We start from the raw sequence: 18242 nt of genomic DNA on the forward strand, positions 1-18242 counted from the left end.
CCTCATACGATCTGCGCCTCGACCCGGGCCAGGTGCGGGTCGGCTACCACCGGAACAGAGAACTTTTGGCCGGCCAGCTTCCACCACACCCACGCCAGCACGAGGACCACGGCCAGGGTGATGGGCGCGTAGTTGAACGTCTCGACGGTCACGGGGGCGCGCTGCGGCAGGCACACCAGCACCGTCAGGATCACCACCCACACCACGGCGGCGATCCCGATCGGCCTGCTCCACCGGCCCAGGTTCCACGGCCCGGGGGCGAACCTGTCGCCCTGCCGCAGCCGCAGGTAGACGGGGATGATGTAGGAGGGGCTCATCCCGATGACGTTCACGGCCGTCACCGCGCCGTAGGCGACCGGAGACCAGAGCGACGGGACAGCCAGGACGAAGGCGACCGACACCGCCAGCCACACCGCGGGCACCGGCACACCGCCCGCCGAGACCCGACGCCACGTCGCCGAGCCGGGCAGCGCACCGTCCCGCGAGAAGGCATAGATCATGCGCGACGCGGCGGTGGTCTCCGCACTGCCGCAGAACAGCTGGGCCCCGATCACGACGAGCAGCAGCAGCTTCGCTCCGGTCGCCCCGACCGCGTCCTGGAAGATCTGTGCGGGCGGCACGGCGGCGGCAGACGCGCCGGCGTAGTCCTGGACGGCGAACAACAAACCGGCCAACAACACCGTGCCCGCCAGCAGGGAGACCCAGATCGAGCGGACTATGCCGCGCGGCGCGGCGATCCTGGCGTCCTTGGTCTCCTCCGACAGGTGCGCGCTCGCGTCGTATCCGCAGAACGTGTAGCCGCCCAGCAGCAGGCCGATCGCCGAGACGTAGATGGGGCTCGTCCAGCCGGTACCGTTCTCGAAGTGTGTGAACACCCAGCCCACGGACTGGTGGTGGGAGGGGACGACGGTGAGCACGCCGACGATCAGCGCGACGCCCAGCAAGTGCCACCACACCGAGACGGCGTTGAGCAGGCTCACGACGCGGACCCCGACGACGTTCAGCAGGGCGTGCAGCACCAGGACACCCGCGAAGATCGTCAGGATCAAGCTCGGCGTCGGGACGACCCCCCACTGCAGCCCGGCGAACGCGGCGATGAACGACGCCGCGCCGTAGTCGATGCCGGCGATCCCGCCCAACAGCCCAAGCAGGTTCAACCAGCCGGTCGTCCAGCCCCACCGCGGACCGCCGAGCCGCTGGGCCATGTAGTAGAGACCACCGGAGGTGGGGTAAGCGCTGGTGACCTCGGCGAGCGCCGCGCCGACCAGCAGGACGGCCAGGCCGACGGCGACCCAGCCCCACATCATCACGGCCGGGCCGCCCGTCACCAGCCCGAACCCGAACAGGGTCATGCAGCCGCTGAGCACGCTGATCACGGAGAAGCTGACCGCGAAGTTGCCGAACCCGCCCATCCTGCGGACGAGTTCGGGCTCGTAGCCGAGAGAGCGAAGATGTTGGTCCTCGGGTCCGGACGCGGTGCGCGGGTGCCAGGACATGGCGAAACCTCCAGAGGAAGAGGGGGATCGGGCCCGGTGCGGGGCCGGGCGGAAGGCTCGTCGGTGGCGGTCAGCCGGCGACGGCGTAGGACTGGTTCATCGCCTGCCGCAGCAGGTCGCCCGGTCGGTCCGCCAGGCTCTGCCAGGGCTGCAAGGAGATGAACGGGTCCATCTCGGAGAAGACCTCGGCCGCCTGCGGGCGTTGGCGACTCGCCCAGAGCGCGTGCGCGAGGTGACTCTCGTCCACCACCGGCCATCGCACTCCCTGCGCGAGCGCGGCCCGCCAGTGCCCGAAGGCACGCAGCACCGTGTCGCGGACCGTCTCGTCGTCCGTCCACTGCAGCTGGATCGCCTCCTTGCGCTCGGCGCGGCGGAAGCGGTCGACGTACAGGTACAGCGGCAGCGCGTGGAGGGCGGAGCCGCCCGGGGCGCTGGGCAGGTAGGTGGCCAGGAACTCGGTCGCCGGGCCAACCTCATTACGGGCCAGCCAGAAGCGGAGCATCCGGTGGAACGCTTCCCGACCCCACGGGTCGGTCCGGCGGGCCTGGTCGAACAGCCCCCACGGACCGGGCGGGAGCATCTGGTCCGGAGCCGGAACCTTGTGTTCGGGCCGCGCCTGCCGGAGGTCCAGTTGCGCGAGGGTGAGCAGTCCGAGCCACGGCACGGGATCGCCCCCGAGTACCGAAGCTGCCAGCCAGCACCACTGCCGAGCACCACCTTCGAGCGCCATGGCGTCCCGTGAGTCCGGCTGCCGCTGGCCGGCTAGCAGCGCCTGGTCGACGGCAACACGGGCGTGCAGCGTGGTCAGGCCGAACGCGGCGGGCTCCTCGGAGCCCCAGTGACGCAGGACATCGTTGTGGCCGGCCACCGCCCCAAGGACCTGGGTGCGCGACGCCCACAAACCGGGATTGCCCCAAGAGTGAGCCAGGAGCGTGCGTGTCGACCACCACTGCCCTTGTCTCAGCTCCTCTACCGCCGCGCGCAGTTCACCGTCGTGACCGGCGGGGTGTTGCACGAGCTGATCGGCAGCTGTAGGCGCTGATGGCATGACCTGTTCCCCCTTCGTGGTCTATCGAGCGACGGTTCCCCCACTGCGGACCATGGATGCTGACCTGATGGCCAGCTCCGCGTCCGCCTCTACAGGCACGGACATGCCTCAAAGGTGTGCGAAAACGCAGGTTGGGTGGCTTGGCTGCCCCCTAGGCCGGACACTGTGCGGTTGTCAGTGCCGTCGGAGGAGAGGGAGCTGCGGGAGTGTACGTTCGCCCCCTGCGCGTCGGCCGGGGGCGAGACGGGATGACAATGTTGCGTGCAGGTCATACGGAACAGCAGACAACGGCGGTGCAACAGGGCAGATTTGTTGCACCGGGTGGCATCCATGCGGAAACTCTGGCCGTGAGCTGCGGCCTTTCTGGAACTCAAAGTTCGGGAGAGCACGATGAAGCGGGTCGGGCTGCTTGGCCAGTGGCGCCGGGCAGCGGGCTTCACCCAGGACAAGCTCGCTGAGCGGCTCAACGTCGACCGCTCAACGGTGCACCGGTGGGAAGCCGGCAAGTCGACCCCGCAACCGTGGCAGATTCCGCTGCTCGCCAGGACGGTCAGACGAACTGCTGCGGAACTCGAAGCCCTCTTCGACGGGCGACTGGACGACCGCCAGCCGGAGACCCTGGCCAGCAGCCCCACTGGATCGTCGGCCGATGAACTGCGCATCGTGTACCTGGACCTTGAACGACGGTACGACCGAGTCCCCTCATCCACCCTGCTCGCCGAGGCCGGTCAGCACTTCGCCCGTCTTGATCACCTGGCCCGTCAGTTCCGAGCCGGCCCCCAGCAACGGGACGTGCTGACGCTCCAGGCCGAGACGAGCACCCTGATGGGGAAGCTGGTGTGGGATGCCTCCCAGCGACGCGACCACGGCGGCGCCCGGAAGTACTACTCCCAGGCCGCCGCGATTGCCCGACGCCTGCAGGACCCCGCCTTGGAGAGCCATGCTCTCCTTCGGTCGAGCTTTGTCGACCTGTACGGCACCAAGGACGCCTCGACCGGTCTCGCGCTCGCCGAGGCGGCAGCGAGACGAGCAGCACCGGTCAGCCCGGCACTGGCGAGCCTGGCACTCCTGCATGCCGGCGAGGCGCACGCGATGCTGGGTGACCGCGCTGAATGCGAGCGGAGCATCGGCCTCGCCCAAGACCAACTGGCTTACCTCGACGCTGATCCCGCCACTGACCTCGTCTCGCCGGACCAGGTAGGTCGCCTCGCCGGTTCGTGCTACCTCGAACTCGGCCAGCTCCGCCGCGCACAGGACGAGCTGGAGGCCGTCGCCAGGAGCCTGGGTCGCAGGCAGAAGTCACGGACGATCGTGCTGGGAAACCTGGCCCTCTCCCTCATCCGGCAGCGGCAGGTCGACGGCGCTCTCGAAGTTCTGGACCAAGCCGTTGACGAACTCGAACAGACCCGGGGCGGCGGGGGGATGAACCTGGTGTTCGCAGCTGCCAGGGAGCTGAAACCCTGGCGACGGGAGGTCCAGGTCCTGGACCTCCAGGACCGGCTGCTGTCCTTGATGGCGGCGCCCTGACCGAAGGAGACGATGCACCCGTGACGTTGAGCCGGGAGCAAGACAAGGCCGAACTGCGCGAGCGCGTCTGGGCGGCACTGGACGCCGCGTCGGCGGTCGAGGACGATACGGCGCATGGCAGGATCCCGGCCTTTCACGGTGCCGACGCGGCGGCCCGTCGCCTCGCCGACCTGCCTGCCTGGCGCTCAGCCAAGATCGTCAAGGTGGTGCCGGACACCGCGCAGGAGCCTGTCCGAGCCCTCGCCCTGGAGCAGGGGAAGGTGGTCTACATGGCCGTTCCCCGGCTGGCGGCAGAGGCGCCGTTCTATGTCCTGGACCCCGCGCGCCTCAGTGTTCCCCCCGCAGTGGCGGCGAACCGCGGGAAGGTGCCGACGCTCACCAACGCCGTGGACGTCGACGAGCTGGCACCGGTCGACATCGTGGTTCTGGGGAGCGTGGCTGTCGACCCGACTGGAGCGCGGATCGGCAAAGGCGCCGGATACTCGGACATCGAGGCCGCTCTCCTGACCGAGGCAGGGCTGATCAGTGAGAGGACGGTGATCGTCACCACCGTGCACCGCCTCCAGGTGGTGGACGCGGTGCCGACGCTGGCTCACGACGTCAGAGTGGACCTGATCGTGACACCTGAAGAGGTGATCGCATGCCCCGGGCCGCGCACGGCCGCCCGGATCCGGTGGGACGACCTCTCGGAGGAGAAGATCGCTGCGATTCCGGCTCTCGCCAAGCGCCGAGCAGCACGCAGCTGAACTGCGCGCAGTGACTGCGCGAGCGCCAAGGTGATCGGAGCCGGCGGGCCGGTGGCCAGCAAATGACTCTGCTGACCGCCGACCCGGCCTGCTCAGGCCGACTCCGCCTTGGGGGCGTAGCGCAGGAGGACCACATCGCCGACCGCCTCCGTGCCGAGCAGGCGCATTCGGCGGGTGCTTCCACCGGGGTAGGTCGCGGGGTGGAGGAAGCGGGGTGCGGCAGCATCGCCGACGACGAGCGGCGCGATGGCGAGCTGAATCTCGTCGGCCAGGCCCTGGGAGAGGAACTGGGTGTGAATCTGGCCGCCACCCTCGACCATGAGGCGTTCGACGCCGCGGGCAGCGAGGTCGTCGAGCAGCAGTCCGAAGTCGACGCTGTCACCGGTGCTGACGACATCGGCCAGGCCGTCGAGTTCTTCGCGGAGCTTGGCAGCGGCGGAGTCGGTGGTGTAGACGACCTTCTCGCCACCGAAGTGCCAGAACTTGAGGTCACGGCTCAGGTCGCCGCTGGCGCTGATCGTCACCTTGAGCGGGTACTCGGGCTTGCCGGCGGCGACGCGGGCGGCGCGGCGCTCCTCGCTGTTCACGAGCAGCCGGGGGTTGTCGCTGCGTAGGGTGTTGCCTCCGATGAGGATGGCGTCGGAGTCGGCCCGGACCTGGTCGACTCGGTCGAAGTCGGCCGGGTTCGACAGCAGGAGACGGTCGGGCGTGGTGTCGTCGATGTGGCCGTCGACGGAGGTGGCGACGCTAAGCAGGACGAAGGGGCGGGTGGACATCGTGGTCCAATCTCTAGGTGGTGCTGGGCGCATTGGTGATCAGACTTCATGGAGGAGATGCCTGTCGAGGGCATCGCGGAACCGGTCGACCTCGGTGGCGCCCCGGCATCGTTGCAGCAGGCCGTCGAGTGTGGCCAGTTCGGTGAAGATCCTGGCGGAGCCGGTGGTGACAGCAACGGCGAGCGCGGCCTCGCCGGTCGCAGCTGCCTGTTCGGGGCCGCTGGCGACGACCTGGGAGATGGCCGAGCGGGCGAGGTAGACGCCGCGGTCGCGGCGGAAGTTGGGTGGCAGGGAGCGGATCGCTTGCTCGAAGCCCGCAACTGCCTCGTGATGGCGGCCGAGCAGCGACAGCGACCGGGCGCGCTGGGCTTCCACGTACGCGGCATCGAGCCATCTGCCGCGACCGATCGGTGCCTCGGAAGGTTCGGCGAGCAGCGCGAGAGCGCGGTCGAAGGTGTGCTGGGCGGCCAGCTCGTCGCCGAGGAGCGCGTGCCCGTGTGCGCCGTAGACCGCGCCCATGGCGCTCAGCCGACTGCCGGGGCGGGCCAGGCGCTGGGCGTAGTCGGCGAGGTCGACGGCGTCGACCGACTCCTTCATGTCGCCCGCCAGTTGAGCCTTCCTGGCGGTGATGTAGGCGGTCAGGTCGTGGTCGCCGCAGGCGCTCGCCCAGTCCGTTGCGCGGTCGGCCCAGTACTGGGCGGCGCGGTGGTCGCCCCCATCGTGGTGCAGCCAACTGCAGAACTCCGCGTACTCCGCGAGTACCTGCAGCAGAGCCTTCCTGTCGTGGCCGACGGCGTCCCGTCGGAGCTGCTGAATGAGCTGGATGTGCTCCTGCGCCGTGGCGACGACCTCACGCGGCCCGAGGACGTTGTCGCACTCGACCAGAGACCTACGGAGCGAGCGCAGACTCTCGACGGGGTGAAGCTCAAGCGTGGGCGTCGACGGCTGCGCCCGGACCTCGGGGACCGCGAGCCCTGACAGGCGCGTCACTCCGGAGATGGCGGATACGCCCTGAGCCAGGGCCTGGCGCGGCATGGTGACGAAGATGATCTTCCCGTCGGCTGTCCGGCAGCCGACCCGAACGCCTCCGTCCATACGCGGCATCGTGGCGTCCCCGACCGTCGCGCCGGCGGATCCTGGGGGCAACAAGTCGCCTTTGGGGCGCTGATTCCGGTCGGCTCGGCTGCTCCCGCCCGTAGCCACGTCAGTTGACGGAGTGGCTGACGAGGACCCTATGGCAGTGGAGAGTTCGTCCCGGCCGACGCCCAGCAGCCGGCCCAGTTTCGCCATTTGCCACGGCTGTGGCGAGGTTCCACCTCGCTCCCATCGGCCAACAGTCGAGCGATCGACGCCCATGGCCTCAGCCAAGGACTCTTGGGTGAAGCCCGACTTCACGCGAAGCGCGATGAACCGCTCACGCCGCACCACCCTCACCCACCCCTCGATGCGCGGAATTCTCATCCGTCAAGTTGCCTTGTCAGCGGCTGGTCTGCCGCACGGATGCCCCATCAGTGCACCAATTCTGCTCTGTTCGTGCGCGGCGCGCAGCGGTTCTCTGGTGCTTGCCGGAAAGCCCGGCGTAGCGAGGATGAGAGGCCAAACGCATGGAGAACACCACGATGGCCGTCGAGGACGACGGCCTGCTCGTCTCCCGGACGAAGGTCGCCGCGGCGCGCTCGCGCGACGAGCAGCCCTCCGACGGCGGCTCCACCGGCCGTACCGACACCAACGACTGACGGCTGACCATGGCCACCGACCTCTTCTCGGTGGCGGAGCGTCTGGGCGGGGAACACTTCCTCGCCCAGACGCTCGGCCGCAGCTTCAAGGTCGTACGCGGCGACGCCGCGTCATTCGCAGGGCTGATGAGCTGGGACGACCTCAACGGCATCCTGACCCACCACCGCCTGGAAGCTCCGCGCTTCCGCCTCGCAGCGAACGGTGAGCAACTGCCCGTCCACACCTACTCCCGCCCCATCGTCACCCGCCGCAGCACCGTCTGGCATCAGCTCCAGCCGACCGACCTGCACAAGCGACTCGCCGAGGGGGCCACGCTCGTTCTCGACGCCGTCGATGAGTTGCACCCGGGTGTAGGTGCCCTGGCAGGCCAGCTCGAGGAGTGGTTGCGCACGGGCGTTCAGGCCAACCTGTATGCGTCCTGGACCGGTACCGAGGGGTTCGGAGTCCACTGGGACGACCACGACGTCGTGGTCGTCCAGCTCGATGGTGCCAAGCGCTGGCGCATCTATGGGCCGACCAGGGCCGCACCGATGCACCGGGATGTCGACGTCCCGCAACCACCGGAAGAGGAGCCGATTGCGGACCTGGTGCTCACCGCCGGCGACGTGCTGTACCTGCCCCGAGGCTGGTGGCATGCAGTCGCAGCCTCGGAGGGCCAGCACTCACTCCACGTCACCTGCGGACTTCAGAGCACCACGGGCGCCGACCTGATCTCCTGGCTGTCGGAGATCCTTCGGGCCGACGAAGCCGTCCGGGCGGACGTGCCGCGCTTCGGCACGCCCGACGAGCAGCGTGCGTTCCTCGGCAGCATCGGCAAGCTCATCGCGGCGGAGCTGGCGAGCGACGATCTGCTCGCGCGGTTCACCGAGGCGCGAGACGCCAACGAGCGTGCGAGGCTCGCACCGTCGCTGCCGCACGTCGCTGCTGCGCCCGCGGACCCCGAACTCCTCGTGCACCTGGTGACCACGCGCCACGTACTGTCCACCGCGCCCGACGGAGGAACGCGGCTGACCGCAGGCGGCGAGGAATGGACCTTCTCGTCGCGAGCCCAGCCGATGCTCGCGCTGCTCGCCGACCGTTCTCGGCACAGGCTCGGCGATCTCGCCCAGGCCGCAGGAATCAGCATCGAGCAGGCCGCCGGCGTCGTGGCCGAGCTCGTCGACGGCCAGGCCGTAGTGATCGGCGGGAGGGCATGACTGTCGAACTGGCGCTCGGAACCTATCGGTGCCGCGACGTTGCCGCTGCCGTACGGATGGCTGCGGCACAGGGTGCAGCCTGGGTGGACACCGCCCCGAACTACGCGGGTGGCCGTGCGGAGACGTTGCTCTCCACCGCCCTCTCGGAGTGGCCGGCCCTCAAGGTCTCCACGAAGGTCGGCTACATCCCGGCGGGCGCCATGCACGACGGCGTCCGCGCGGGAGCCCTGTCCGCCGAAGAAGCCGAGCGCGGGCACTCCCTCTCTTCGGCCTACATTGCTTGGCAGGTCGCCCGTAGCCGGCACGCGCTCGGGCGCGCTCCCGACCTGGTCTTCCTCCACAATCCCGAGCACGGCCTCGCGGATACGGACCTCGGTGATCGGCTCTACCAGGCGTTCGCCACCCTCGAAGCGGCATGCGATCAGCACGGCATCCCCGGCTACGGGATCTCCACGTGGACGGGGTTCGCCAGGAAGACCTTTGACCTGCCGGCGCTGCTCGAAACCGCCACCAGGGCCGGCGGCCGGCAGCACCGCTTTCGAGCGGTGCAACTGCCCGTGTCGGTGGTCCACCTCGCGCCTATCGCGCAAGCACTCGACGGGTACGGGGTCCTGGTCGACGCCGAGGAGGCGGGAATCCAGGTGTTCGCCTCAGCTCCGCTCCACGGTGGCGAGGTCCCGGACATGATCCACCCAGACCTGGCCGCCCTGATCTGGCCCGGAGCTGGCACGGCCCAGGCCGCGCTGGCAGTCGCCGCGTCCGCCCCAGGAGTGAACCGAGTACTGCTGTCGACCAACAACACGGAACACTGGGCACAGGCCGCCGCCGCCGTCGGCAGGCTGCCGCTGCCGCCGGACGTTCTGCGAAGGGTCGTCGATGTACTCGGAACCTGAGCCCGCCGTCGCCGACCGGATGCGCGAGATGCATGCGGCCGCTGCCGCGATGCTGAACGTGGCACCGGCTGAGGGCCGCGAGACGTGGGGCTGGCAAGGCCGCACCCTCAGCGGTCCGGTGACCTCCGCCGCCGGCGACGCTTGGCTGCGGCTGGTGGCGGCCCCGGAGGCCAAGGCTGGAGGCAAGCTCTGGGAGGGGCCGCTGGAGGCAGAGCGGAGCATGCCTTCAGCGGTTCCTCGCCCTCGGCTGCGCGAGCGGCGGACCTGGACGGACACCGGCCACGGCTACCTCGCCGAGCTGTACGAACGTGTCGACGCCCCGGTCATCGCGCCGTCCGAGCCGGTGCTGCGGAAGGCACCCGACCTGGGCGACGCATGGTGGGAGGAGCTCGGTGCAGCGCTCGACTCCATCTCCGAGGTCCCGACCAACCGCGTCGCGGTTCGCCAGCAGTACCTGGACCGGGCGATGCCGCAGTTCCTCGGATTCCCGGTCGACACCAGAGTCCCGGTCTGGAGTACCGTCCACGGCGATCTGCACTGGGCCAACCTCACCTCCCCCAAGCTCGCGATCCTCGACTGGGAAGGCTGGGGTATCGCGCCCGCCGGCTACGACGTCGCCCTCCTCCACGCTTACAGTCTGCTGGTCCCCGGAACGGCCGCCGAGATCCGCCACCGTTTCAGCCGCACACTGGACTCGGAAAGTGGCCGCTTCGCTCAACTCGTGGTGATCACCGAATTGCTACAGTCCACCACCCGCGGAGACCACCTCGACCTGGAGACTCCCCTCCGCGAGCATCTGGCAACGCTCAGGAGCACAATCCATGCAGCTACCTGACGGACCCACGCGCGCTCGCATGGAAGACGCGCACGCCACTGCAGCCGCACACCTGGGAGTGATCTGCACCGGACGCCCCGCCTGGGGCTTCGCAGGCAGCACCATCGGACGCCGCGCCGGCACGTTCTGGCTTCGTGTCGCCTCCACCTCCCTGAGCAGCACTCGCCAGCAAGGCCACGGAATTGCTGGCGCTGATGCCCTCGTTCCCGAGGACGTGCCCCGACCCCGGCTCCGCGGTGTACTCGACTGGACGGGAGGCGGGCACGGGTACCAGGCAGACCTCCTCGACTACGTCACTGACCCGGTGGTCTCCGACCAGCCCGACCTGGCCACCGATCCCGGCCTGCCCGACTCCTGGTGGCGCAGCCTCCGGAGCGCAGTCGAGAGCCTGGCCACCGCTCAGGGCATGCGGACCACTGTCCGTGACGCATGGATCGAGCGCGCCTTCCCCCAGTACCTCGGTGTCCCGGCTCCTCGGACAGTCGAGCGGGTCACCGGCCACGGCGACTTCCACTGGGCCAACCTCAACGGCCCCGCCTTGACCATCCTCGACTGGGAGCGCTGGGGTCTGGTTCCGATCGGCTTCGACGCCGGAATGCTCCACGCCAACAGCCTCCGGGTCCCAGCCGTTGCCGCCCGAATCCGGCAGGACTTCGCCGCAGTCCTCGCCACCCCGGCCGGACGTATCGGCGAGCTAACCGCTCTCGCTGAGATGCTCCAGGCCGTCGCCAGAGGCTGGTATCAAAACCTCGCTGGTCCGCTCGCCGACCGCGCCCGCGAACTGACCGGGGTCGCTCCACCCCAAGGCGCTGCACCCGAACTCGGTGGCTGAGTTTCGGTCCTCCAGGAGCCCATCGAGCATGCGCTTGACCAGCCCCAGTCCCAGCACCTGTACGGCGCAGGCCCGGTAGATGGCTACCCCAGGACGAAACCATGGAACTTGTCCGATAGTTACCGTAGGCACGGAGGTGGTTCGCTTGGACTTCTACTGCGACGAGGCGCTGTCTGGCAACACGCCAGTCGAGAGAGTCCACGAGACAGAAACGGTGCTGGCCTTCAAACACACTCGGCCCAGCTACCCGGTCCACATCGTGGTGGTCCCGAAACTGCACACCCCATCCCTCGTGGACCTCGGCGCGGGTGGCGAAGAACTGCTGTTGGACGTCCTGCGAGTGGTTCGCAGGGTCGCGGCGAGTGTCCGTGAGGAGCACGGGGCGGCGTGCGTGGTGACCAACGAAGGCGGGTACCAAGAGTCGAAGCACCTGCACTGGCACGTTCTCTACAGGGGCGAGCTGCCCGAGGGGCTGGCGTGACCGTCAGGTCCTGCGGGCAACCGCTTATACGGGAGGAGCGCAGTGGGGTTATCGGACGTGGTGATCACGACTCTCGCCGGAGCGGGAGCGGTGATCCTCGGAGTACTCGCCCACAGTTGGCTCGATCGAGGGCGTCGCGGGCATCGCAGTGCGGCCGACCTGCAGCTGGCTGCCTACCAGGAACTCCTGAGCAGATATGCCCGGTTGATGGGGGCGATCAGGCAGGCCCCCGATCAGGGCTCTGCGTGGAGTGACGATCTTGCCGGGTGGGACGTGGCTCTGGTGCGAGTGGGCCTGCTTGCCCCTGCGCCGGTGGCGGTCGAGGCGGACCGTTTCGGCCGGTCCTTTGCGTCGTTCCTGGAGCGTGTCCGGCGGGACGCCGGACCGGCCGGCCCGCAGCTTGGCCAATCGGAGTTCCAGGAATATGCGGACGGGCTTGATCGGGCGCAGAAGCACCTGGTGGCCGTGATGCGACGGTCGCTGGGAGTGCACCGGCGCACTTGGTGATCTGCCGGGTACGGGTGAGCAGGGCCGGTGCGCTCGGGCCCGAGATTCACCACGACAGGGGCTGGCGTTCGTAGAAGAGGCCGCCGGTGGGGCCGTCGTCGGGCAGGGTGGCGAGCCAGACGGGCGTGTCTGCGGCTTCCTCGGGGGTGCGGTCCGTCTCCTCGTAGGCCATGCGGGTGTTCATCCGGCCGGGGGCTGCGGCGTTGACGAGGATGCCGGTGCCGTCGAGTTCGGCGGCGAGGATCTGGGTGAGGGCGTTGAGGCCGGCCTTGGAGACGCGGTAACTCACGTTGCCGGTGCCCATGTTGTTCTGGGAGCCGAGGTGGCTGGTGATGTTGACGATCCGGCCGAAGTTGTTCTTCCGCATCTCGCCGATGGCGGCGGCGCTGAGGCGCCAGGCGCCGAGCAGGTTGGTGTCGAGGGTGGCGCGGATCTTCTCGAAGTCGGGCGATGCGGCTGGCTGTTGGCGGTCGATGGCGACGGCGGCGTTGTTGACCAAGATGTCCAGGCGGCCGAACGGGGCGGCGACATCGGCGACGGCCCGGGCAACACTCGCGGGGTCGGTGACGTCGAGGACGTGGGAGTGCACCATCAGGCCCTTGCGGCCCAGGGCCGTCTCGGCGTCGCGGCCGGCCAGGCGATCGCGCACGCCCATGACGACGTGGATGCCCTGTGCGGCGAGTTGGGCGGCGACGGCGAAGCCGAGGCCGCGGTTGCCGCCGGAGACGAGTGCTACGCGCTGGTCCGAGAAGTCGGTCATGCGACCAGTGTGGCGAGCAGTTGGTCGAGTCGCTGGACTTTCGGGTCCTTTGCGGTGAGTGGGAGTTCGGCACGGGCCGCTGCTGCGCGGGCCGCGTTCCGCTGGGACGGTGCGGCGGTGATCATCGGGATGGCCGTTTCCAGAAGGTGGACCGCGTGGTCGGCGTCGCCGAGGGCGGTGTGTGTCCGGGCGTTCTGGATGGTGTAGGTGGCCAGGTCGCGTCGCTTGGCGGCCGGCATGAGGGCCAGCGCGGTGGCGTAGTTGTTCTGGGCGAGGGTCGGGCGGCCCAGGTCGGCGTGACAGGTGGCGGTCTGGGCGTGGAACTCCGCCGTGTCGAAGTAGCTGGTCCAGGCGGGGTCCTCGTCACCGGCTGCGGCGCGGTCCATCTGGGTCTCGGCGGCGGACAGCAGGCGGTCGCACTCGGCGCTGTCTCCGCAGGCCGCCGCCGCGCGGGCCTGCCGCAGCAGCAGCATGGCCAGGGTGCGGGGGGTGACGGCGCCCGCACCTTCGACGGCGGCTTCCGCGAGCGTGAGGGAGTCGGCGAACAGGCCGTGGTCGTAGCACTGGAGGCTGAGCGACTTGACGATGTTGGCGCCCAGTGCGCGGTCGTTGGCGGTGTGGGCGGCTCGTAGGCCGCTGGTCCAGTACCGCTGGGCCGCGGTGTGGAGCCCGGCGTCGAAGGAGGACCAACCGGCGAGGCGGGCGAGTTCGGCGCTGAGGCGAAGCAGCCGCTGGCCGACCCGGTCGGTGTAGGAAGCTTCCTTGAGGATGCCGGTGACGGTGTCGAGTTCGGCGTCCAGGAGGTGGCGGGCCCGAGGGCCGCCGAGGCGGGCCTCCAGGCGTCGGAGCCGGGGAAGGCCGCTCTCCAGGTCTGCGACGAGCTGCTTGTCTACGCGGCCTCCGGCGAGCGCTGCCGCCACCGGTTCGGGGTCTCGGGTGAGCCACTGGCCGGCCAGCACGATCAGGGCCTGGCCGCCGAGCTTCATAAACCCGCGTCGGTCGGGCATGGCGTGCTCCAGGGTGTCGTCCAACGCCTGGAGCGTCCCCGCCCTCGTCCAGGGGAAACCGGTCTGGACCGGGCCGCCGTCCGGCAGCCAGCCGGGCCAGCCGAGCCGGTGCACCTCACTCAGCGGTATGCCGACCGCCTCGGCGAGGGCGGCCTGGCTCTCGGCATCCGGCTCGACGCCCCAGTGCTCCCACTTCCACGCCTTGCGCCGGTCCGCCGACCGGCGGGTGGGCTTGGCGACGATGTCCACGACGTCCTGGTAGGTCCAGCCGCGCTCGTCGCGGACGACGCTCAGCGGGTGAACCAGCCGTATTGGTGTGCGTAAGCCGGCAACTCGGCCCATCCCCAACCCTTCGATGTGTTCACCGGATTGTAGCCGGTTCGCCACTGTGTGCTGATGCTACATCTGGGGCGGCTGGGGTCAGAAGACGACAGGAAGACGACAAGCCCCTTCTGTTCAGAGGGAGTTGATCGGGGGTTAGCTAGTGCTCCCCCCGAAGGGTGTCCGGCTGGAAAGACAACGGCCGGGCGCCCGGGGGCGGCCGGGGACCACCTCAGAAACCTGTTGCTGACCCGGCCGCGCAGCGAGACGACGTCACGCCGACGGACCACTCGCACCGATCGCATTGGGCGCGGCAAGCCGGTCGCGCCCGCATCCGCTCACCTTGTACGCCGCTCAGTCCGCCGTGCCCTCGTGCCGCCGGGCGGGTCCGGCGTGCTCGCCCCTGGAGGAGCCCCATGCCCCGAAGGACCGCTGTCGTGACCGGCGGAGCCGGATTCATCGGCTCGCACCTGTGTGACGCGCTGATCCGCGACGACTTCGCCGTGGTCTGCGTGGACAACTTCCTGACCGGCAGGCGCGCCAACATCGCGCACCTGGTCACCTCCCCGTACTTCGAGCTGGTCGAGCAGGACGTCAACGACAAGCTCGCCGTCGCGGTCCCGGTGGACGTGGTGTTCCACCTCGCCTCGCCGGCGTCCCCGGCGGACTACCTGCGCCACCCCATCCCGACCCTTTCGGTCGGCTCCGTCGGCACGTTGAACGCGCTGGAGCTGGCGAAGGAACGCGGCGCCCGGTTCGTCCTGGCCTCGACGTCGGAGGTGTACGGCGACCCGCACCAGCACCCGCAGACCGAGGGGTACTGGGGCAACGTCAACCCGATCGGCCCGCGCAGCGTCTACGACGAAGCCAAGCGCTTCGCGGAGGCCGCCACCGCGGCGTACCGCCGCGAGTTCGGCACCAACACCGCGATCGTGCGGATCTTCAACACCTTCGGCCCCCGGATGCGGGCCGACGACGGCCGCGCGGTGCCGGCCTTCGTCACCCGGGCACTCGCCGGGCAGCCCCTCCAGGTCGCCGGGGACGGCGGCCAGAGCCGCTCCCTGTGCTACGTCGAGGACACTGTCGCCGGGCTGCTCGCGGTCGCCGCGAGTGACCACCCCGGCCCGGTCAACCTCGGCACCGAGGACGAGCGCACGGTCCTGGCCCTCGCCCACCTGGTCCTCGACCTCACCGGCTCCGCCGCGGAGGTCGAGTTCACCGACCTGCCCGAGGACGACCCGGTCCGCCGCAGGCCGGACACCACCGTGGCCCGTGAGGTGTTCGGGTGGGCGCCGCGCACGGCGATCGAGGACGGCCTGGCCGCCACCGTCGCCTGGTTCACCCAGCAGCTCGCCGCCGGGGCCACCCGGTGAACGCCCCGACCGCCGCCGACCTTGGCGAGCTCTGGGCAGACGGGTACACCGTCGTCCCGGCCGTTGTCACCGGCCCGCTGCTGGAGCGGCTGCGAACCGAGGCCGACACCCTGGTGGCCGCGTTCGAGGGTGGCCACCGCGGCGAGGACTTCTGGTCCTTCACCCGCGATGGCGAGTGCAAGCCGGTGCTCTACCGCGTCCACAACCTTGAGCAGCAGCCGGGCGCCCCACTCGCGGCCGGGCTGTTCGCCACCGGCCCGCTGCACCACCTCGCCGAGAGCATCCTGGGCTGTCCAGCGCGGGCCCGGGTCATCGCCATGATCGTCAAGATGCCGCACGTGGCCGCCGCCGTCCCCTGGCACCGCGACCGCACCGACGCCGAACCCGGCCACGCCATCAACCTGAGCCTGTTCCTGGACGATTCGGACGCCTCCAACGGAGCGCTGGAGTTCGTTCCCGGCAGCCACCTGCTGGCCGACGACGCCGACGTCGACCGGGCCCGCGAGGCCGGGCCCGTCCAGACGGTCGGCGCACTGGCCGGCGACGTGGCCGTGCACGACGTACGGGCCGTCCACGCCTCGCGTCCCAACCCCACCGCGCGGCCCCGCCGCAGCCTCGTCATCGAGTTCGTCCCCGACACCACGGAGGCACCGTGACCAGCCCCGCACCCACCCGCCGCCCGAAGGTCGCCACCATCACGGTCGGCACCAACGAGGCCCGCTGGCTGCCCGCTTGCCTGTCCACCCTCCTCGCCAGCGACACCTCCGACCTCGACCTCACCGTCTGGTACGTCGACAACGCCTCCACCGACGGCAGCACCGCGCTGGTCCGCGACGACTTCCCCACGGTGCGGATCATCGAGAACGACGCCAACCTGGGCTTCGCCCGCGCCAACAACGTCGGCATGCGTGCCGCCCTGACCGCCGGCGCCGACTACGTGTTCCTCGTCAACCCCGACACCCGCACCCCGGCAGACCTCGTCCAGCAGCTGACCGCCTTCATGGAGCAATGGCCCACCTACGGCATCTGCGGCCCCATGCAGTACACCTACACCGCCGCCGACGGCGACACCGTCGCCCTGGACGAGCACAACGAGTGGTCGACCCACGCGCTGAAGCTGGGCGAGGTTGACGGCTTCGTGGGCGACCGCCCGAACCGACCCTCCCCGGCCGGCCCCGCGCACGGCCGTGCCCCCGCCACCCTGGAGCACGCATACGTCCAGGGCTCGGCCTTCTTCGTCCGCGCCACGGTCCTGCGCACCCTCGGCCTGTTCGACCGGGTCTTCCACACCTACTACGACGAGACCGACCTGTGCCGCCGGGCCCGCTGGGCGAACTGGCGAGTCGCCCTCAACCTGGACCTGGGCATCCAGCACTACGGCGGCGGAAGCACTGGAGCGAGCACCTACCGGCGGGTGCAGATGCGCCGCAACCGCTACTACTTCCTGCTCACCGACATCACCTGGACATGGCCCGCGATCCTCTCCCTGGCCGGGCGGTGGTTGCGCCAGGACCTGGCCGGCCGCTCGGTCGGTGGCAACACCACCCCGGTCCGCGGGTGGGCGGAGACAGCCGCCGCCGCGTGGTGGCTGCTGGGGCTCGCCCCGACCATCGCGCGCCGCCGCCGCGCCCACCGCCGCCTGCGCGCTGCCGGGGTCGCGCGGTGAGGGTGCTGTTCGCCGGAGACTTCCACTGGCAGGCCGGATCGGCGCACATGGTCGCCGAGTACGTGCGCGCCGCCCCAGCGCTGGACTGCGAAGTCGCCCTGGCCGGGCCGCTGTGCCGCCTGGACGACCAGGTCCCCGGCCTCCTGCCGATCGTCGACGACCTCGCCTGGGGCACCCACCTGGTCCTGGTCTTCGAGGGCCGCCAGTTCCTGGACGAGAAGCGGCTGGAGCTGTGCGAGCGCTTCCCGCGCGAACGCCGGATCGTCCTGGACCCGGACGCGCACTGGGGCGAGCACACCGTCCTCGGCGCCGACGACTCCGCCGGAGCCTACGGCCACCAGCAGTGGCAGCAGCTCTACCACCAACTGAGCGACCTGATCCTCCAGCCGCGCCTCGGCGAACTCCCGGACGGCGCGCAATTCTTCCCCTACTTCGGGATGCCCAAGCCGACGCACCGGCCTGAGCGGGCACCGGCCGCGACCTACGACCTCCAGTACGTCGGCGCGAACTGGTGGCGCTGGGACGCCCTCGCCCAGCTCGTGGAGGCCGCCCGGTCGGCGAGGCCGCCGCTGACCCGCCTGCGGGTGGCCGGCCGCTGGTGGTCCGGCGACCCCCACCCCGAGCACCTCACTGCCACCGCCAACCGGCCCGGCTGGCTGGCCGAGCGCGGCGTCAAGGTCACCGGCCCAGTCCCGTTCGGCCAGGTCCTCACCCAGATGGCGAAGGCCGAGATCACCCCTGTCCTGGCCCGCCCCCTGCTCGCCCACCAGCACCTGCTCACTCCCCGCATGTTCGAGACCGTCGCGGCCGGCACCATGCCCGCCCTGTCGCCCGAACTCGCCTACACCACCAGCCTCTACGGCGAGGACATCGCCCCATTCCTCCTCGGCGAGGACCCTGCCGGGTGCCTCGCGCGGCTGCTGCGCGACGCCCCCGCCAACCGCCGGCGGCTGGGCCGCATCCAGGACGAACTCCGCCGCGGCTTCAACTACCGGCGCGTCCTCGGCCAGCTCCTCGCCTTCACCCAATAGCCCAGGAAGG

Annotated in this window: 19 protein-coding genes and 1 pseudogene; 13 read left to right on the forward strand and 7 right to left on the reverse strand. The window is 70.2% G+C overall.

Translation table 11 applies throughout. The features are described from left to right. Nucleotides 1-2: 2 nt before the first annotated feature. Together BS80_RS22880 and BS80_RS22885 are read right to left on the reverse strand one after the other, a co-directional pair. A complete protein-coding gene (locus tag BS80_RS22880) occupies nucleotides 3-1496 on the reverse strand; it encodes an amino acid permease (RefSeq protein WP_035800151.1) in 1494 nt (497 codons plus the stop codon). Between the two features lie 70 nt (nucleotides 1497-1566). Then, on the reverse strand, nucleotides 1567-2364 hold the full coding sequence (locus BS80_RS22885; protein WP_051966936.1) for a hypothetical protein: 798 nt from the start codon (nucleotides 2362-2364) through the stop codon (nucleotides 1567-1569). 570 nt (nucleotides 2365-2934) lie between these two features. Between BS80_RS22885 and BS80_RS22890 the strand changes: the two genes are divergently transcribed. Together BS80_RS22890 and BS80_RS22895 are read left to right on the forward strand one after the other, a co-directional pair. Continuing rightward, nucleotides 2935-4071 carry a helix-turn-helix domain-containing protein gene (locus BS80_RS22890; RefSeq protein WP_035800153.1) on the forward strand — a complete coding sequence of 379 codons (1137 nt, stop codon included), beginning with the start codon at nucleotides 2935-2937 and terminating at the stop codon, nucleotides 4069-4071. 20 nt (nucleotides 4072-4091) lie between these two features. Beyond that, nucleotides 4092-4817: a 5-formyltetrahydrofolate cyclo-ligase gene (locus BS80_RS22895; RefSeq protein ID WP_232246575.1), complete on the forward strand. Its 726-nt coding sequence runs from the start codon at nucleotides 4092-4094 to the stop codon at nucleotides 4815-4817. A 92-nt stretch (nucleotides 4818-4909) separates the two neighbouring features. On the opposite strand, the gene BS80_RS22900 is transcribed toward BS80_RS22895, so the two are convergent. From BS80_RS22900 to BS80_RS44135, 3 genes and pseudogenes are all read right to left on the reverse strand, one after another. Then, nucleotides 4910-5593, reverse strand: coding sequence for a RibD family protein (locus BS80_RS22900; RefSeq protein WP_035800156.1), 684 nt, complete (start codon nucleotides 5591-5593; stop codon nucleotides 4910-4912). 39 nt (nucleotides 5594-5632) lie between these two features. Then, on the reverse strand, nucleotides 5633-6688 hold the full coding sequence (locus tag BS80_RS39590; protein ID WP_232246576.1) for a DNA-binding protein: 1056 nt from the start codon (nucleotides 6686-6688) through the stop codon (nucleotides 5633-5635). 162 nt (nucleotides 6689-6850) lie between these two features. Next, nucleotides 6851-7054: pseudogene (locus BS80_RS44135) on the reverse strand (helix-turn-helix transcriptional regulator); the annotation flags it as partial. Nucleotides 7055-7197: 143 nt separating this feature from the next. On the opposite strand from BS80_RS44135, the gene BS80_RS43600 reads away from it, so the two are divergent. From BS80_RS43600 to BS80_RS22935, 7 genes are all read left to right on the forward strand, one after another. Continuing rightward, nucleotides 7198-7329: a hypothetical protein gene (locus BS80_RS43600; RefSeq protein ID WP_269676112.1), complete on the forward strand. Its 132-nt coding sequence runs from the start codon at nucleotides 7198-7200 to the stop codon at nucleotides 7327-7329. Between the two features lie 9 nt (nucleotides 7330-7338). Then, nucleotides 7339-8526: a cupin domain-containing protein gene (locus tag BS80_RS22910; RefSeq protein WP_035800157.1), complete on the forward strand. Its 1188-nt coding sequence runs from the start codon at nucleotides 7339-7341 to the stop codon at nucleotides 8524-8526. After that, nucleotides 8523-9419, forward strand: a complete 897-nt coding sequence (locus tag BS80_RS22915; RefSeq protein ID WP_035800160.1) for an aldo/keto reductase — start codon at nucleotides 8523-8525, stop codon at nucleotides 9417-9419. Before BS80_RS22910 ends, BS80_RS22915 begins: the two co-directional genes overlap by 4 nt. Then, complete coding sequence (locus tag BS80_RS22920; protein WP_035800163.1) at nucleotides 9403-10254, forward strand: phosphotransferase family protein; 852 nt, start codon at nucleotides 9403-9405, stop codon at nucleotides 10252-10254. The genes BS80_RS22915 and BS80_RS22920 overlap by 17 nt, the downstream gene beginning before the upstream one ends. A 214-nt stretch (nucleotides 10255-10468) precedes the next feature. Then, complete coding sequence (locus BS80_RS22925; protein ID WP_232246577.1) at nucleotides 10469-11086, forward strand: aminoglycoside phosphotransferase family protein; 618 nt, start codon at nucleotides 10469-10471, stop codon at nucleotides 11084-11086. Nucleotides 11087-11222: 136 nt separating this feature from the next. Beyond that, a complete protein-coding gene (locus BS80_RS22930) occupies nucleotides 11223-11567 on the forward strand; it encodes an HIT domain-containing protein (protein ID WP_232246578.1) in 345 nt (114 codons plus the stop codon). A 57-nt stretch (nucleotides 11568-11624) separates the two neighbouring features. Next, nucleotides 11625-12074, forward strand: a complete 450-nt coding sequence (locus BS80_RS22935; protein WP_157536506.1) for a hypothetical protein — start codon at nucleotides 11625-11627, stop codon at nucleotides 12072-12074. Nucleotides 12075-12120: 46 nt separating this feature from the next. On the opposite strand, the gene BS80_RS22940 is transcribed toward BS80_RS22935, so the two are convergent. Next, the gene (locus BS80_RS22940; RefSeq protein WP_035800171.1) at nucleotides 12121-12834 is read right to left on the reverse strand and encodes an SDR family NAD(P)-dependent oxidoreductase; all 714 of its coding nucleotides are present in this window, start codon (nucleotides 12832-12834) and stop codon (nucleotides 12121-12123) included. Further along, the gene (locus BS80_RS22945; protein ID WP_051966937.1) at nucleotides 12831-14183 is read right to left on the reverse strand and encodes a hypothetical protein; all 1353 of its coding nucleotides are present in this window, start codon (nucleotides 14181-14183) and stop codon (nucleotides 12831-12833) included. The genes BS80_RS22940 and BS80_RS22945 overlap by 4 nt, the downstream gene beginning before the upstream one ends. A gap of 395 nt (nucleotides 14184-14578) precedes the next feature. Between BS80_RS22945 and BS80_RS22950 the strand changes: the two genes are divergently transcribed. From BS80_RS22950 to BS80_RS22965, 4 genes are read left to right on the forward strand one after another with little or no spacing between them, the layout of a single operon-like run. Next, nucleotides 14579-15535, forward strand: coding sequence for an NAD-dependent epimerase/dehydratase family protein (locus BS80_RS22950; RefSeq protein WP_035800175.1), 957 nt, complete (start codon nucleotides 14579-14581; stop codon nucleotides 15533-15535). Further along, nucleotides 15532-16191, forward strand: coding sequence for a phytanoyl-CoA dioxygenase family protein (locus BS80_RS22955; RefSeq protein WP_051966938.1), 660 nt, complete (start codon nucleotides 15532-15534; stop codon nucleotides 16189-16191). Before BS80_RS22950 ends, BS80_RS22955 begins: the two co-directional genes overlap by 4 nt. Then, nucleotides 16188-17201, forward strand: coding sequence for a glycosyltransferase (locus tag BS80_RS22960; protein ID WP_035800177.1), 1014 nt, complete (start codon nucleotides 16188-16190; stop codon nucleotides 17199-17201). The genes BS80_RS22955 and BS80_RS22960 overlap by 4 nt, the downstream gene beginning before the upstream one ends. After that, complete coding sequence (locus BS80_RS22965; protein ID WP_198045584.1) at nucleotides 17198-18232, forward strand: glycosyltransferase family protein; 1035 nt, start codon at nucleotides 17198-17200, stop codon at nucleotides 18230-18232. Before BS80_RS22960 ends, BS80_RS22965 begins: the two co-directional genes overlap by 4 nt. Nucleotides 18233-18242 lie beyond the last annotated feature (10 nt).

The sequence above is a fragment of the Kitasatospora mediocidica KCTC 9733 genome, assembly GCF_000744225.1.
Lineage (GTDB): Bacteria > Actinomycetota > Actinomycetes > Streptomycetales > Streptomycetaceae > Kitasatospora > Kitasatospora mediocidica.